The organism is Hymenobacter metallicola, assembly GCF_004745645.1.
GTDB classification, from domain to species: domain Bacteria; phylum Bacteroidota; class Bacteroidia; order Cytophagales; family Hymenobacteraceae; genus Hymenobacter; species Hymenobacter metallicola.
The window spans coordinates 347,902-362,293 of sequence record NZ_SRMB01000001.1 but is presented as its reverse complement, the minus strand read 5'-3'; the positions used below and the strand labels follow the sequence as shown (position 1 = coordinate 362,293).

Here is a 14,392-nt window from a genome sequence, read left to right as displayed (position 1 = left end):
ACTCGTTTTTAGGTATACTACTCCCCTCCTTTACCACCCTTGCCGCCGGCATCCATGCGCACAATTTTGGGTGTGAAGGAACCCAGCACATCCACTAGGTCGCGCTGGTGGGCCATTACCTGGTGAATGTCTTTGTAGGCCATGGGCGCTTCATCCAGGCCACCGCCCATCAGCTCGATGCCGTGGTCTTTGAGTTCCCGGCGCACGTCGCCTTCCTTCAGGGTTTTCATGGCCTGTCCCCGCGACATGCGCCGCCCGGCCCCGTGCGAAGCCGACTGTAGCGAGTCCCGTTCGCCCCGGCCCCGCACGATAAAGCCGGGCGCGGTCATCGAGCCGGGTATCACGCCCAGCACGCCCTTGCCGGCCGGCGTGGCGCCCTTGCGGTGCACAATGGCCTCGCGCCCGTCGGAAAGCGTTTCGCGCCAGGCGAAGTTGTGGTGGTTTTCCACCTTGGCCAGCGGCTTTTCGCCCAGGGCCCGGCTGATGCGGCGGTGAATCTGGTCGTGGCAGGCCGAGGCGTAGTCGCCGGCCAGGTTCATGGCCGCCCAGTATTCCTGTCCGGCCTGGGAGCCGAGGCTGAGCCAGGCCAAATGACGGGCTTCGGGTGGCAGCGGACAGGCATTCATGGCCAGCTTGGTGTAGTGCTGGGCCACGGCCGCCCCGATGCCCCGGGAACCCGAGTGGCTGAGCAGCCCCAGGTATTTGCCCACGGGCACGTCTAGCTCGTTGTCGGGGTCGGTGATGTCGACCACGCCGAACTCGACGAAGTGGTTGCCCGAGCCGGAGGTGCCGATCTGGTCGACGGCCGTTTGGCGCTTGCCGCGCAGCACGGCTATATCCTTGAACTCGGGCCGCTCGAAAATGGCATCGTCCATTTTCTTGTCAAAGGCCGGGAACTTGTTGCCGAAGCGGGTATTGGCCAGGATGATGTTGCGCAGCTCCTTGGCCCGCTGATACAGCTCGTGCTCGGGCAGCGGAAACACCGACAGGGCCATGCGGCAGCCAATATCCATGCCCACGCCGTAGGGAATGACGGCGTTGTCGACGGCCAGCACGCCGCCGATGGGCAGGCCGTAGCCCTGGTGGGCATCGGGCATCAGCGCCCCGTCGATGCTCACGGGCAGCTGCATGGCCACGTCCATCTGCTTGCGGGCCCCGTCCTCGATAAACTCCTCGCCGTAGCGGCGGTAATCCTTGATTTCGGGGTTGAGGCCCACGTTGTTGCTGGGTTGGGGCACGAGTTCCTTGGCCACGTCGCGCCAGGTTTCGTCGCGCAGAAACTTGTAGGGGTCGGCCTGGATTTGCTGGAGCAAAGCCAGGGCACTGCCTTTGTCGAGCTTTTTAAACTGGCGGTCGGCCAGCACGTCGAGGGCGCGGCCAATGGCGGGGCCTTCGGGAAAACCAATCTTGCGCAGGTCGTTGCCGCGCACCGTTTGCTTAGACATAACCGGGAGTAATGGGTGGTCCCGGTTGTAGCGCGGATTACGGGCGTGGGGTTATGGTTGAGGTGAACTAGTGAGCTGATGTTCGGCTGGCGCTGTCCTTGCGAGGCGCAGCCGCGGCCATCCGTCCGCTGAAATGTAGAAAGCTTCTCAAACTGAAAAGCCCTTTACTCCCGCTGGAATAAAGGGCTTTTTGAGTAAAGGACATTTGTCACATTTCCGCGGACGGATGGCCGCCGCTTGCTGCGCGGAATGTCGTGCCGCCTCGCCAGGACACAGAGAAAACGGCGCGCAGTTGATGCTCGAACGTCAACTCAGCATTTCACTAGTTCACCATCTCAGCACTACGCCTGGGGCTTGCCGCACTCGGCGCAGAAGCGCTGGCCGGGCTTGACGCTGGCCCCGCAGTCGGAGCAGAACTTTTCCTTGGTTTGGGCCGCGACGTTGGGGGTGCCGCACTCGGGGCAGAACTTCTTGTTGGCGTCGAGGGTAGCCTGACAGTTGTTGCACTGCACGACGCTGCCTTTGTTGAGGAAATCGAGGCTGCCGGTGTAGTTCTGCTCCCGGGTTTTGGTGTAAATCTGCTCTTTGGCGGCCTGGCGCTGCTGGGAGGCTAGCTCCTCGTGCTCGTCGGGGGCGCAGTCTTCGCAGAGGCCGGCTTTGTGGTTCCAGCATACGTCGGGGCACACCCAGTGGCCGCAGCGGGTGCACTGCTTGAAGTACTGCTTGCCTTCCTGCACGGCTTTTTCCAGGGCTGCGTCGTGGGCCTTGCCCCCGATGGCGCGCTGCACGTGGTAGGCCGCGTTGCCGGCGTCGGAGAAGTGGCCGCCGAAAAGGCTGCCGGCGGCCCGCATCAGCTCCCCGGCAATGCCGATGCTGTTGGGGCTAAAGCGCGACATGTGGCCGTTGCGACATTTGTCGCAGTAAAATTTAAACTGAAAGCCTTTGTCGGTGGACAGGTCGTCGTGGTTGGCGACAAACTGAATCAGGTTGCTCATGGCGGGTGTGGAAGGATGTTGGAGGCTTAAAAGTAGAGGATATAGCCGTATTGATATACCTACCCCACATGACTATGTGAGAGGAAGCCAGCGTGGCGGCCGTAATCCGGAGAAAACCAGGAGCTACCGGATGCTCCCCCCAGGCATTTACTTGCGGGTATTGAACCTACGGCGAAGCCGGCCCGGCCAGCAGCCCGCGCACGTCGGCGTCGGTGAAGCTGGGCGTGGCCCCTGCCTGCGTCGCTACCAAGGCCCCGGCGGCGCAGGCAAACCGCAGACACTCGCCCGACTCCTGCCCCTGCTGCCAGCCTTTGAGTAAGGCGGCCAGAAAGGCGTCGCCGCTACCGATGGTGTCTTGAACTTCGACCCGCAGGCCGGGGGCCTGATAGAGCTGGCCGTTGGTCCAGAGCAGGGCCCCGTCGGCCCCGCACGTCACGCACACGGCCCGCAGGTGAAAACGCGCGGCCAGCGCCTGCATGGCCATCGGCAGGTCGGTTTTCGGGCCAACCCAACTCATGATTTCGGCCAGTTCGTGGTGGTTCATTTTCACGAGCTCGGCCTTGCTGAGCAAGTATTCGACGACTTCTCTGGTGTAGTGCGGGGGCCGCAGGTTCACGTCGAACACACGGAACCGGGCGTGCTCCAGCAGGCGGTACAGCGTGGCGCGGGTAATGGGGCTGCGGGCGGCAAGGCTGCCAAAGACAAACATATCGGCCTGCTCCACTGCCGCATCCAAAGCCGGTTCGGGCTGCACGTAGTCCCAGGCTACGGGGCCGACGATATCGTAGCTTACTTCGTGGGTGTCGTCCACATTGACTGCCACGACGCCGGTCTGCTGGTGTTGGTCGCCCTGCACATAGGCAGTGCTTAGGCCTTTGGACCTGATAAAGTCGAGCAGCTCGGTACCCAGCTCATCGTCGCCGACGCGGCTGATGAGCCGGGCCGGTACGCCGAGCTGCCGCAGGTGCACAGCCACGTTGCAGGGCGCCCCACCCGGCTGCTTGCCGGTGGGCAGCACGTCCCAGAGAATTTCGCCGAAGCAGACGACATTATTGGCAGTCATAGACACGTATGTGAATCAGTAGATTAGCCGTTCCCCGTGCGCCCAACTCCCCCCGTCTTGACCTAAGCCTGGTTCCCGCCCGGCTCGTTCTGCGAGGCAGGGTACGGAGGCCGAGCCAACCGGCTAGTCATGCAGGCCCTTGCCCCGCAAGATCTGGGGAGTGTATTTCGCAATTCTGGCCGCCCGGGTTTTGGCTTGCTTGGGTGCCGCGAAATAAAGAAGATATCCGCGTTGCCGGCCGGGGGTCAAGGTATTAAAAGCGGCTTTCAACGCGGCGTTACTGGCCAAGGCGTGTTGGAGCTCCTCGGGCAGGACGTATTCTGAAGTTGGTTTGAAACTAACTTTCAACCCCGCTTTTTCCACTTCTATGGCCTCCTGAATATAGGCTTGCACAACGGCCTGCTGCCTGGTTATTTCCCGGACGTCGGTGAACCGAATCTGGCGGGTGGCCTGGGAGTTTTCGGTTTGTTGCATCAGCAGGCCGGCAGGGTCGGCTAGCAGGGCGCCGTGGAAGAAATTGAGGGCGCAATAGTCCTTGAAAGCGTGGATAAGCAGGACGTTCTTTTTCTGAAAGGTGTAGCAGGGCACTCCCCACTTCCGCTCTTCCGTCAGGCCACAGCCGAGCACCAGGGCTCTTAGCTCGCGCAACTCCGCCCTCCACGTATTGACGTTGCAGGCCGGGGTGCTCACCAGGGCGCAACGGCCGCAGCCGTCGGTGAAATAAAAGTCAACGGTTGTAGTCATTGTCAGTGGGGGTAGCAGCCATGGTTTTTCTGGGTGGGACGAAAATACCACGATTCAACCGTCAGGCCCCGCAGAAGCAGCAAGAAAAGACACTTTCCCGATAAGGTGCCCGGCGTCGGGCTCCGGCCGTGAATGTCCAAGCTTGTGGCTGTAGAACTATGCGGCGTAATTCGAACGGCAGGGACAAAAAAGAGGCCCCGGGCGGGGCCTCTTGTTGGCAAGGATCAACTCACGCGCCATCCATGCGCACAATTTTGGGCGTAAACGAGCCGAGCACGTCCACCAACTCCTGCTGGCTTTGCATCACGGCGTGAATGTCCTTGTAGGCCATGGGCGCTTCGTCTACGCCCCCGCCCTGCAGCACCACGTCGTGGGCTTTCAAATGCTGGCGCACCTGAGCGTCGGTAAGCTCCTGCTTGGCCCGGGTACGCGACATGAGCCGCCCGGCCCCGTGGGAGGCGGAGCCCAGGGCCTCCGGCACGCCCCGGCCCCGGACGATAAAACCGGGGGCCGTCATCGAGCCGGGAATGATGCCCAGCACGCCCTTGCCGGCCGGCGTGGCGCCTTTGCGGTGCACAATAACCTCGCGGCCATCCTGCAGCTGCTCTTTCCAGGCAAAGTTGTGGTGGTTTTCCACCTTGGCCAGGGGCTTTTCGCCCAGGGCTTTGGCCAGGCGCTGGTGAATCTGGTGGTGACAGGCCGAGGCGAAGTCGCCGGCCAGACTCATGGCCGCCCAGTATTCCTGCCCCAACTCCCCATCCAGACCCAACCAAGCCAGGTGCTTGGCCTCATGGGGGAGCTGGCAGTTTTCCATAGCCAGCTTGGTGTAGTGGTTGGCCACGGAGGCGCCCAGGCCGCGGGAGCCGGAGTGCGACAAGAGGCCCACGTACTGCCCCACGGCGAGGCCTAGTTCGTTGCTAGGGTCGGTGATGTCGACCACGCCGAACTCGACGAAGTGGTTGCCCGAGCCCGAGGTGCCGATTTGCTCGGCGGCCGTGGCTTGCTTGTTGCGCAGGAAGGGCACGGCGCGGAACGTGTCGCTGTCGAGCACTTCGTGGCTTAGTTTCTTGCCCCGGTCGAAACCGGTGCGGTTGCCGAAGCGGGTATTGTCGAGCAGCAACTTTTGCAGCTCCTGCACCCGTTGGCTGATAAACTTGGGCGGCAAAGCAAACACCGACAACGCCATGCGGCAGCCAATGTCGACGCCCACGGCGTAGGGAATCACGGCGTTATCGGTAGCCAGCACACCGCCGATGGGCAGGCCGTAGCCGTGGTGGGCATCGGGCATCAGGGCCCCGGCCACGGTCACGGGCAGCTTCATGGCCGTGTCCATCTGGTGCAGGGCGCCGGGCTCGATGTGCTCGGCGCCGTAGAGAGTGTAAGGCTTGCGGGCCACCAGTTCGAGGTGGCGGGACGGGGGCGGCAGCAGGGCGGCCGCTACGTGGCTCCAGTCGAGGTGAGTCGAGAAGTCGTGGGGAGCGGCCAGGATGTGCTGGAGCAGGGCCAGCTGGCCGGTGAGGGAAATTTTCTTGAGGTGCTTGCGCTGGAGCTGGGCCAGGGCCAGCCCGATGGCACGGCCTTCGGGGAAGCCAAGCTGGCGCAGGTCGTTACCGCGTAATTGATGGGCCATAAAAAAGGAGTCCGCAGACGAGAAGTTAAAGAAAAAGCGGCTGGCAATAAGGCGGCGGCACCCACATTTCGGTGCCGCCGCCGGCCGCGTGTTGTAGCCGAGAAAAGAAAAGCGAATCCGGACCGGAGCAACGGGCCGCCCGCGCCTGGGGCACTCGCGTGACTCCCAAATTGGCAGGTCGAAGCAGCGCGGACGTACGGCATCCGGCCGGAAAAGCCGCTGCCGGGCTAAGGAAACGGGTAATAGAGAGGGTAGTCCGATGGCGTATTTTCAGAACGAAGGAATACTACCCGACGACACCGTTTCCGGCCCGGCTCCTGCAGGGGGCAACCAGGCGGGCAGCCATACCTTACTGCGCCCTAACCACTAGGCTACTGCCAGTTGGCAGGCGGGATTCGAACCCACGACCTCAGTAACCGAAGAAAGGCGGCCCTACGGCACCACGACAGGAAAACCAGGCTGCTTACCGGGGCAACGGACGGTGGGCGTTGCCGCTGCGCCGTGGCCGGCGCAGCTCCCGCCGCCGAAGCGGCGGGGTGCGGGAGTTGAACCCGCTCTTCCAAAGAATCACCGAAGTAGCGCCTTCCTACGGCACCCGGTAAGCAGTACAAACAAAACTCGTTGGGGCAACTGGGTGCCCAGCCCGTTATCCTGCTCTACCCAGCTGAGCTACCGTCAATCCGGGGAGTGACGAGGGGGACTCGAACCCCCGACCCGGGCATTAAAAGTGCGAAGTAAGGCTAGGCTACGGCACCCAACGAGGTACTATTCTATTCTGATTTCGGGGCAACAGGCGGGGCGCCCTAACTGCTGGTGCGTCTACCTTTCGCCACCGGCGGCCTCGCGGCCACCGGGCGGGAGTTGAACCCGCACGCCTTGCGGCTTCCAGCCCGGAACGAAGGATTGCGCCCCTACGGCACCCGAAAAAAGAACGGATAAAACGCCCCATCCAGGGTAATAAAAGGGAAGCGCGGCCGCAGCCTTTCCGCTCTAACCAACTGAGCTACTCTCGCCGCTGAAGAACCAGACGGCAACAGGCGGGACTCGAACCCGCGACCCGAAGGAACGCTTCCCGACGACACCCGGCGGGATATTTTGCTTGCTAAAGTCAACCCAAAGCAAGGGCAACAGACGCCAGCGAATGTTTTCCTACGGCGGCCTAAACCACCGCGCGGGATTCGAACCCGTAACCGCTCGTTGCCGAACAGCCTGAAAACTCCCCGAAGTAACGCCCTGCTACGGCACCTGGCTAAGAGTTGGTTACCCAATAGTCGGAGGCGGGCCCGGCCCGATTGGCTATGCATTTAGGCCCCCGACTAGGTTGGCTTTAGAAGTGAAAGGGAGTGCCAGCCGCGTGTAGAGACGTATGCGTGCGTCTCCACCGTTGCGGCTGGTGTAGGATTGTCGTTCAACGAGGAGACGCACGCATACGTCTCTACAGCGGTCAACCCAGAGCTTACACGCCGGCCAGCTCGGCCTCAAACGCGCCAAGCACGGCGTGCGGAGCGTTGGGGTCGAAGATGGCAAAGTCGATGCGCTTGAACTGGTTGCGCCAGCCAGGCTGGGTCAGGGCTTCGGCAAACAGCCGGGCCACCTGAGCCGGGTCGTTGCCGAAGACGCCGCAGCCCCAGGCGCCCAGCACCAGGGCCTCGCAGCCGGGGCGGGCGGCCATGCCCAGCACCTGCCGGATGCGCCGCCGCATGGTGGGCTCCAGCTCCGGCAGCAGCTCGGGCGAATTGCGGCGCAGCGCCCCGGCATTCACGGCCGGCGAGGTGATGATGTCGACGCGGTAGGGCTCCGAAAGCCAGTCGCCAGCGTCGGTACGCAGCACCGGCACCCCGGGCGAGTAGATGGCGTAGTCGCTGTAGAAGCCGTTGAGGTGGGCGTTGTGCTCGTACATTTCCCGGAATTGGGCAATGCACGGATACAGGCCGGAGGAGCGGGCCAGGCTTTCTTCCTGGGCCTGGCTTCCGCCCAAAAACCCGCCGCCAGGGTTGCGGGCCGAGGCAAAGTTGAGCACCCCGACGCGGGCAAATTGCCGGCTCAGGGCCGCCGCCGCTTCGAGCGTGGTGGCCTGGTACACGCGCACTTCGCCCTGGGCGTTTCCGGCGAGTCCGGGTTCCTGCCCCACCGCTGTGGCGTCCGCCGGCCGGTAGAGCAGACTGCCTTGCATGGCAGCGTGTTGCCAGGCCTCGATGCTGACTTCCGTGCCGCTACCCGTATGGTAACGGCCGGTGTTGAGGGCTTCGAGGGTGAGGCGGGCCAGGTGTTGACGTTGTTCACGGTTCATAAGGGGGCAGGAATAGTCGGACTTCCTTAAGGCGAGGAGCAGCGGCCGGATTACCGCCGCTCCGTACCGCTTGAAGGGTCGTAGCGTTGGGGGGAGTATGGCAAGAGAAAAGCGGAACTCAATCAGGCCCTCTCCTACAGTTCAATTTTTTCAATTTCAGTTAGCGCCGAGCCCTGGTTTTCCAGCGCCTGCAGCACATCGAATACTTTATCCGACCAGCCGGCAATCAGCGCCACGCCGTGGCCTTCGCGCACTTCGAGCGGGGCCGAGCCGTGGCCGGCCAAGTCGAAGAGGTAAAGCCGGGCCTGGGGCGCCACGGTGCGGCGGTAGTCCAGCCAGGCCTGGGCCAGGGTGCCGCCGTCGCCGGTGCTGTTCCAGAGCTGGCAGTCAGTGAAGATCATCACCTTATCTACCACCTCCCGGCGCTGCACCAGGTCCTTGATGACCAGATGCCCGTTGGTGCTGTAGCCCACCTCGCCTTCGCGGCGGTAGAACTCCTGCACGTTTTGCAGGGTCCGGCCCCGGGGCAGGCTGATGCGCTTCCACGTGTCGCCGAACATGCCCGTCACGACGTGGCCGCAGCGGCTCTGCAACAGCATCCCGAGCACCAGGCCTACGTCGTAGAGCAGTACTTTGCTGCGCGCCGACACCGGCTGCTGCATCGAGCCCGACACGTCGCAGGCCACTACCACGCGGGTATCGGCCGCGAAGCCACGCAGGTTGACCACGCTGTGGGCAATGGCCGTTTCTAGGGCTTCGAGCACCACGCTCACGTAGCCCGACTTCAAGACCAGCACCTCGCGGTAGGCGGCCAGGAAGCGGAAGGGCAGCTGCTTGGCGCGGCCCACGGCCTGCTCGTTGCTGAGCGTAGCACACACCCGCTCCACGGCTCCAGCCGACACGCCGGCGTCGAGGATATTGCGCAGGTTGCGCAGCAAGGCCATGTAGCCCAGCTTGCCGCTGCTAATCAGGGTTTCCCAGGTGCTACGGAAAGCCGCGGCCCGCTCTTCAGCCGAGGCAAAACCCCGCTGGCCCAGGGCCGACAACTCGGTTTCCCAGGTGTAAGGGGTGGGCAAAGTACCCTGCACGAGCTGGTCGAACAAGGCTTGCTGCTCGGCGTCGCGGGCGGTGGGGTGCACCAGGAACAGGGCGTCGCGCAGGCGCACCGGCCCGGACCGGTCGTACTTGGCCAGCTGGTAGCCGTCGAAGCGGTTGAAGCTCATAGCCAGGCCCTTCTGCACTTGCTTGGAAAGACGGTTAAGGGTTTTGGCTCCGTCCCGCTCGTTGGCCCGGGCGTAGTAGGCCAGCAGCTCGGTGATTTCGTCGGCGCGCTGCACCACCCGGGCCACCAGGCGGCTCACGAGGCTGTTGCCTTGGTGCCGGCGGGCCAGCTCCACGGTCAGCACCAAGGGTACGGTGCGCAGGTAAAGCTGCTCGCGGGCGTACACGGCCAGCCGGGCCACGAATTCGGGGTCGTTGCGGGCTACCAACTCGCGCAGGCGTTGCAAGCGGGTGTCGGCTTTTTCGTAAAACTGGTCGCTCAGGGCGGCCGTGGCTACGGCCGCGTACAGCTCCAGCTGGGGCGTGAGGGTATAAGCTACCGCGCCTTCGTGGTTGAGGACCGGTTGCACTTTGCGGAAGGGTAGATTGAAGCGCATGACGGGGTGAAGTTGTGAGATATTGAGTTTCAGCGACTGACAGCTACCTAACTCAGCAGGTGCCTGGGCACCAGCAGGCGGTTATGGGCAGCCCAGCGTTGCACCCAGAGGGCTTCCTCATCGTTGGGGCGGCGGTTGAACAGGCCCCGGGCTTGCACCACGGTACGGTTGGCCTGCACTTCCAGCGTCACGGTGCGGGTGCCGTTGAGGGTCAGAGAAAAGATGCCGCTGCGCCCCCGCCGGCAGGCGTCCAGATAAGACGCCACGCAGTGCCGCAGGCTGCGGCCTTCCGTTAGCAACTCGCCGTAGGTGCGCAGCTGGGTGATGCGTACCGGAAACTTGCCGCCCCCGGCAAAGTCGGGCACCGGCAACGGCTCCCAGCTTGTGCTCAGCGTCAGGCTGGGCTCGGGCGGCCGGCGGGCGGCTTGGCTGAGGTGCTGGTGCCACTGCGCCGTGTGCGCCAGCAGACTATGCATGGAGCGGCCCTTGAGCGAGAAGCCCGGCTGGGCCTGCTCGTCGCCCAGGCCCACGGTCCGCTTCTGGTGAATCCAGTCGCACACGGGCCCCAGCTGGTAGGGGTCGACCATGGGGGCCGCGGCAAAAAAGTCCACCACGCGCAGCCAGAACTCATCGTCGCGCCCCAGGCACCGGCCCAGGCGGGAGTCGAGCACCGGCCCGAGCCAGCCGAGTTGGTCGCGGGCGGCGAGCTGGGCGTAGCGCAAAGCGTGCAGAAACGTGTAGCCCGCTGGGGCCAGGCGCAGGTAGTGTTCCGTCTTGCGACTCAGCGGCACTGGCAGCCCCGGAAAGGTGCGTAGCGCTTCTCCCCGCCCGAGGTGAACGGTCAGGGCAGCCACGTCGAGGCCGTCGTGCAGGCGGCCCGCCGTCCAGGAGTTGATCAGCCAGGCCGGCACGTCGCCGTACTGGTCGAAGAGGTGGCGCACCAGGCTTTCCAGCTGCCGAAACGGGTTGCGGCTGCGGGGGTGCCAGTCGGCCAGTTGCCGGCAGCGGTGGGGCATACACTTGGCCACTGCTGCCAGGGCTGGGGCCAGTTCGGGCCGCCACAATAGCTCGGTCCGTTTCTGGGCCAGGCCCCGGAGCAAGCCGGCGCACTGGTCACGCCACGGGCCTTGCTTTTCGTGCAGGCAGTGGCGGTAAAAGGCAGTCAGCGCCGATTGTTCACCCAATCGGGCTTCGATGAGCGGCAGCGGGCCGTAGAGGGAGAGCAGGTGCTCGACCTGCTCGGGGAGAGTCCAGCGGCGCCAGTTCAGGCGCTTAGACGCGGCAAGTACTATGCGGGCCTGTTGGGCTTCCCAGAGGGAATAGGGTACGGGCTTGTGGCGGTTAGACATCCGGGTGGATTCCCTGCACGAGGGATATTACCGATTGAAAAATCAGAGTGAGACGTGGCCTTGGCAGTAGGCGTAGCGAGTAAAATTCTGAAGCTTTCGTACATGATGTTTTATTTTAAAAGAGCGGGAAATTAAATTCGCATTTATCGCAAATTTGACGCGATTCTTAATTTAATACTTTACCAATTAGGCATAGCTTTTCCGCGTCGCGGGAAATTATTTTTCCGCGAATTTATAAGTATAAAAAAGCCCGGCTTCAGGGAGAAACCGGGCTTTTTTACGAATCAGTCACGTAGTATTTACCTACGAGAATTGTTCGACAAAAAATCCCGGCCGCACCCGTTCCAGTCCCGGCGCAGTGGCCGTTTGGATTCCGATTGGTGAGTAAAGCTGTCCTGCAAGAGGTACATGGCCGAAGGATATAAAGGGCTGAAAAACAAACCACCCGAACCTTCTGGGGTTCGGGTGGCGGAAGTATCAGGAAAACCTGCTGCTACTTAGCTATACCGAACCGAGGCGGAAGCCCCTGGCTTCATACCTTCTTGCTTGCTGGTGTAGTTAAAGGAGCGGAGCATGGTTTTGAGTTGTCGTTTAGTGGTTGAGTGATGCAAATATGAAGGGAGTTTTTGTATCCACCAAATAAGTTCGAAAAATAATTTAAATATTTTTTTTCAGCGCAAAACAGGTTCAATGATTGAGTTACGAATAGACTAGTTCAACGAGTATGCATATCGCTCAGGAACACTACATAAATTCAGCATGGCTTTCCTGTTCGAATAAAAAATAGTCACACAACAACGTGCGTTAGGCTGCCGCAGCAACTGAATATCGGGTAGAACAGGCGGTCCTAGTTTACCTAAGATAATCACCAATGCCCCTAGGGTAACGGCAGAAGCCATTTGCCCCCGCGGGCCGGCGCTGCCGTAGAAGGACGTTCCTGCCTCCCTGTTTTGCCGAGTTATGCCCTGCCTTGCCACATCCGAGCGTTATACGTTAGACTTACCCGCCGGCCACCGTTTTCCCATTGCCAAGTACGAACTGATTCGGGAGCAGCTGCTCTGGCAAGGCATTGCCCCACCCCACGACTTCTACGACCCGGGGCTGTGCAGTGAGGAAGACGTGCTGCGGGTGCACACCCCCGAGTACTGGCGCAGGGTGCGCGACCAGCAGCTTTCGATTCAGGAAGTGCGCCGCCTGGGGTTGCCGCAGAGCGAGCGGCTCGTGCTTCGCTCGTTGAGCAGCTCGGCGGGCACGCTGCAGTCGGCGCGGCGGGCTCTGCTCGATGGTATTGGCCTGAATCTGGCCGGCGGAACCCACCATGCCTTTGCCGACCGGGGCGAAGGATTCTGCGTCCTCAACGACCTTGCCATTGCCGCCGCCCACCTGCTGCACCACGGACTGGCACAGCAGGTGCTGGTCGTGGATCTGGACGTGCACCAAGGCGACGGCACGGCCCGCATTTTCCAGCACGAGCCCCGTGTGTTTACCTTCAGCATGCACGCCGGAGCCAACTACCCGCTGCGCAAGGAGCAGTCGGACCTGGACGTGGCCCTACCCCTGGGTCTTGACGATGCGGGGTATCTGCAGCAGCTTACGGCCGTGCTGCCGGGTCTGCTGGAGCAGGTGGAGCCTGATTTCGTATTTTTCCAGGCCGGCGTGGATGTACTGGCCACCGACAAGCTCGGCAAACTGGCCCTGACCCAAGCCGGCTGTCGGGCCCGGGACGAGTTTGTGCTGGGCCTGTGTAAGCAACACCGCCTGCCCGTGGCCGTGAGCATGGGCGGGGGCTACTCCGAGCGAATCGGCGACATTGTGGATGCCCACTGCAACACCTTTCGGGTAGCGTACGAGCTGTTTGGGTGAGCAAGTACGCTTACCAAGCGAAGCTGCATTTGGCAAGCCCTTGCTACTGCCCTACCGGTTGTCGTGCAACGATTCGCGAAGTGCCACTTCGCCTTACACCTGGTTTGCTGCGTTACCTTTGCGCTATGAACCTGCACAACCCCGCCACCGACTTGCCCGCTGCCAACGCTTTGCCAACCCGCGTACCGGAAACAGCCCCGGGCACGCCCGCTCAGCAGGCGTTCCGCCAGGCCATTCAGGATGTGGAAAACCTGCGGGAACGGCTGCGGGAGCTGGAAACCGGGCAAGCGGAGGGCCGGCGCCGCTACTGGCAGCAGGTCGGGCCCCTGGCGCAAACGGTAGTAGCGGCCCGCCGCGGCTTGTTTGAACCGCTGGAAGAAGCCCTGCTCCTGCCCTACTTCAGCCGCGCCGAGCACCGCCAGATTGAAGAGTTGATTCTGAACAATGCCAAGTCGCTGCAAAACCGGTTTGGGGAAGACGTAGCGGATATCGTGCAGCGTCACGCAGCTGCACGAGCTATGAATTCGCCGGAAAAAACCGCCGACCAGCCACCAGTCGATTCGGCGGCAACTAGCCCGGGTGCCTCCGGACCGCAAAAGCGCCAAGCCAAGAGCAAAAAAGCCCGGGAGGCCGAAAAAGCAGCGTTGGAAGAGCAGCAGAAGCTGCTGGGCAACACCAAGAATCTGTATCGGCAGCTGGCCCGGGCCAACCACCCCGACCTGGAGCGCGACCCCGCCCTGGCCCAGGAAAAAACCGAGCGGATGCAGCAAATCACCCGGGCTTACGAGGCCAACGACCTGTACACCCTATTACAGCTGCTTTCCGAGCACGCGCCCGGCAGCACCGACTCCGAGTCGGAAGACTTGCTGGCTCGCTATACCAAGGCCCTGCGCCAACAGCAGGACGAACTCAAGCAGCGTATGAATGAACTTAAATACGGCACGAGCAACGCCTTTGCGGCCACCGGCAAAAAGCAGGAAGCCGAGCTGCGTCAGGTGAAGCGCCACCTGCGGGCCGAAGCCGAATATCTACAGCGCATCCTGCCCCTACTCCAAGAACCCACCGAGATGCGCGACCTGCTCCGCCAACTCGCCGCCGAGGGCCATGACACTATTTAGTGTATCGAGGTGGTTGAATGGGAGCAATAGAAAAACGTGCCGTTGCGAGGAACGAAGCAATCCGGCCTCTGCGCAGTGACCAATACTCTTTTACCAGAAAGCCCTTACTACTGCGTGTAGTAAGGGCTTTTCAGTTAAGGTTGCTCCGCACATTTCCGCGGACGGATTGACGCCGCTTGATGCGCGGAATGTCGTACCTCCTCACAAGGACACGTGGTGTAGCACACTGCCCGCCGC

Annotated in this window: 10 protein-coding genes; 2 read left to right on the top strand and 8 right to left on the bottom strand. The window is 62.4% G+C overall.

The annotated features are described in order from the left end of the window. Positions 1-17 precede the first annotated feature (17 nt). The 8 genes from E5K02_RS01495 to E5K02_RS01460 all read right to left on the bottom strand — a co-directional run bounded on the left by E5K02_RS01495 (position 18) and on the right by E5K02_RS01460 (position 11,174). The gene (locus E5K02_RS01495) at positions 18-1,445 is read right to left on the bottom strand and encodes an RtcB family protein (RefSeq protein WP_135391538.1); all 1,428 of its coding nucleotides are present in this window, start codon (positions 1,443-1,445) and stop codon (positions 18-20) included. Positions 1,446-1,786: 341 nt separating this feature from the next. Then, complete coding sequence (locus tag E5K02_RS01490) at positions 1,787-2,440, bottom strand: zinc ribbon domain-containing protein (RefSeq protein WP_135391537.1); 654 nt, start codon at positions 2,438-2,440, stop codon at positions 1,787-1,789. A gap of 166 nt (positions 2,441-2,606) precedes the next feature. Next, positions 2,607-3,503, bottom strand: a complete 897-nt coding sequence (locus E5K02_RS01485; RefSeq protein WP_167856239.1) for a carbohydrate kinase family protein — start codon at positions 3,501-3,503, stop codon at positions 2,607-2,609. Between the two features lie 123 nt (positions 3,504-3,626). Continuing rightward, positions 3,627-4,247, bottom strand: coding sequence for a YdeI/OmpD-associated family protein (locus E5K02_RS01480; RefSeq protein ID WP_135391536.1), 621 nt, complete (start codon positions 4,245-4,247; stop codon positions 3,627-3,629). A gap of 229 nt (positions 4,248-4,476) precedes the next feature. Further along, positions 4,477-5,877, bottom strand: a complete 1,401-nt coding sequence (locus E5K02_RS01475; protein ID WP_135391535.1) for an RtcB family protein — start codon at positions 5,875-5,877, stop codon at positions 4,477-4,479. Between the two features lie 1,456 nt (positions 5,878-7,333). Then, positions 7,334-8,167 (bottom strand): TIGR02452 family protein, encoded by an 834-nt coding sequence (locus tag E5K02_RS01470; protein ID WP_135391534.1) that lies wholly within the window; start codon positions 8,165-8,167, stop codon positions 7,334-7,336. A 134-nt stretch (positions 8,168-8,301) separates the two neighbouring features. Beyond that, entirely contained in the window at positions 8,302-9,825 is a 1,524-nt protein-coding gene (locus E5K02_RS01465; RefSeq protein WP_135391533.1) for a TROVE domain-containing protein, read from the bottom strand. Between the two features lie 47 nt (positions 9,826-9,872). Further along, the gene (locus E5K02_RS01460; RefSeq protein ID WP_135391532.1) at positions 9,873-11,174 is read right to left on the bottom strand and encodes a PcfJ domain-containing protein; all 1,302 of its coding nucleotides are present in this window, start codon (positions 11,172-11,174) and stop codon (positions 9,873-9,875) included. 960 nt (positions 11,175-12,134) lie between these two features. On the opposite strand from E5K02_RS01460, the gene E5K02_RS01455 reads away from it, so the two are divergent. Together E5K02_RS01455 and E5K02_RS01450 are read left to right on the top strand one after the other, a co-directional pair. Further along, on the top strand, positions 12,135-13,037 hold the full coding sequence (locus E5K02_RS01455; RefSeq protein WP_135391531.1) for a histone deacetylase family protein: 903 nt from the start codon (positions 12,135-12,137) through the stop codon (positions 13,035-13,037). A gap of 125 nt (positions 13,038-13,162) precedes the next feature. After that, positions 13,163-14,155 carry a J domain-containing protein gene (locus tag E5K02_RS01450; protein WP_135391530.1) on the top strand — a complete coding sequence of 331 codons (993 nt, stop codon included), beginning with the start codon at positions 13,163-13,165 and terminating at the stop codon, positions 14,153-14,155. The last annotated feature ends 237 nt before the right edge of the window (positions 14,156-14,392 follow it).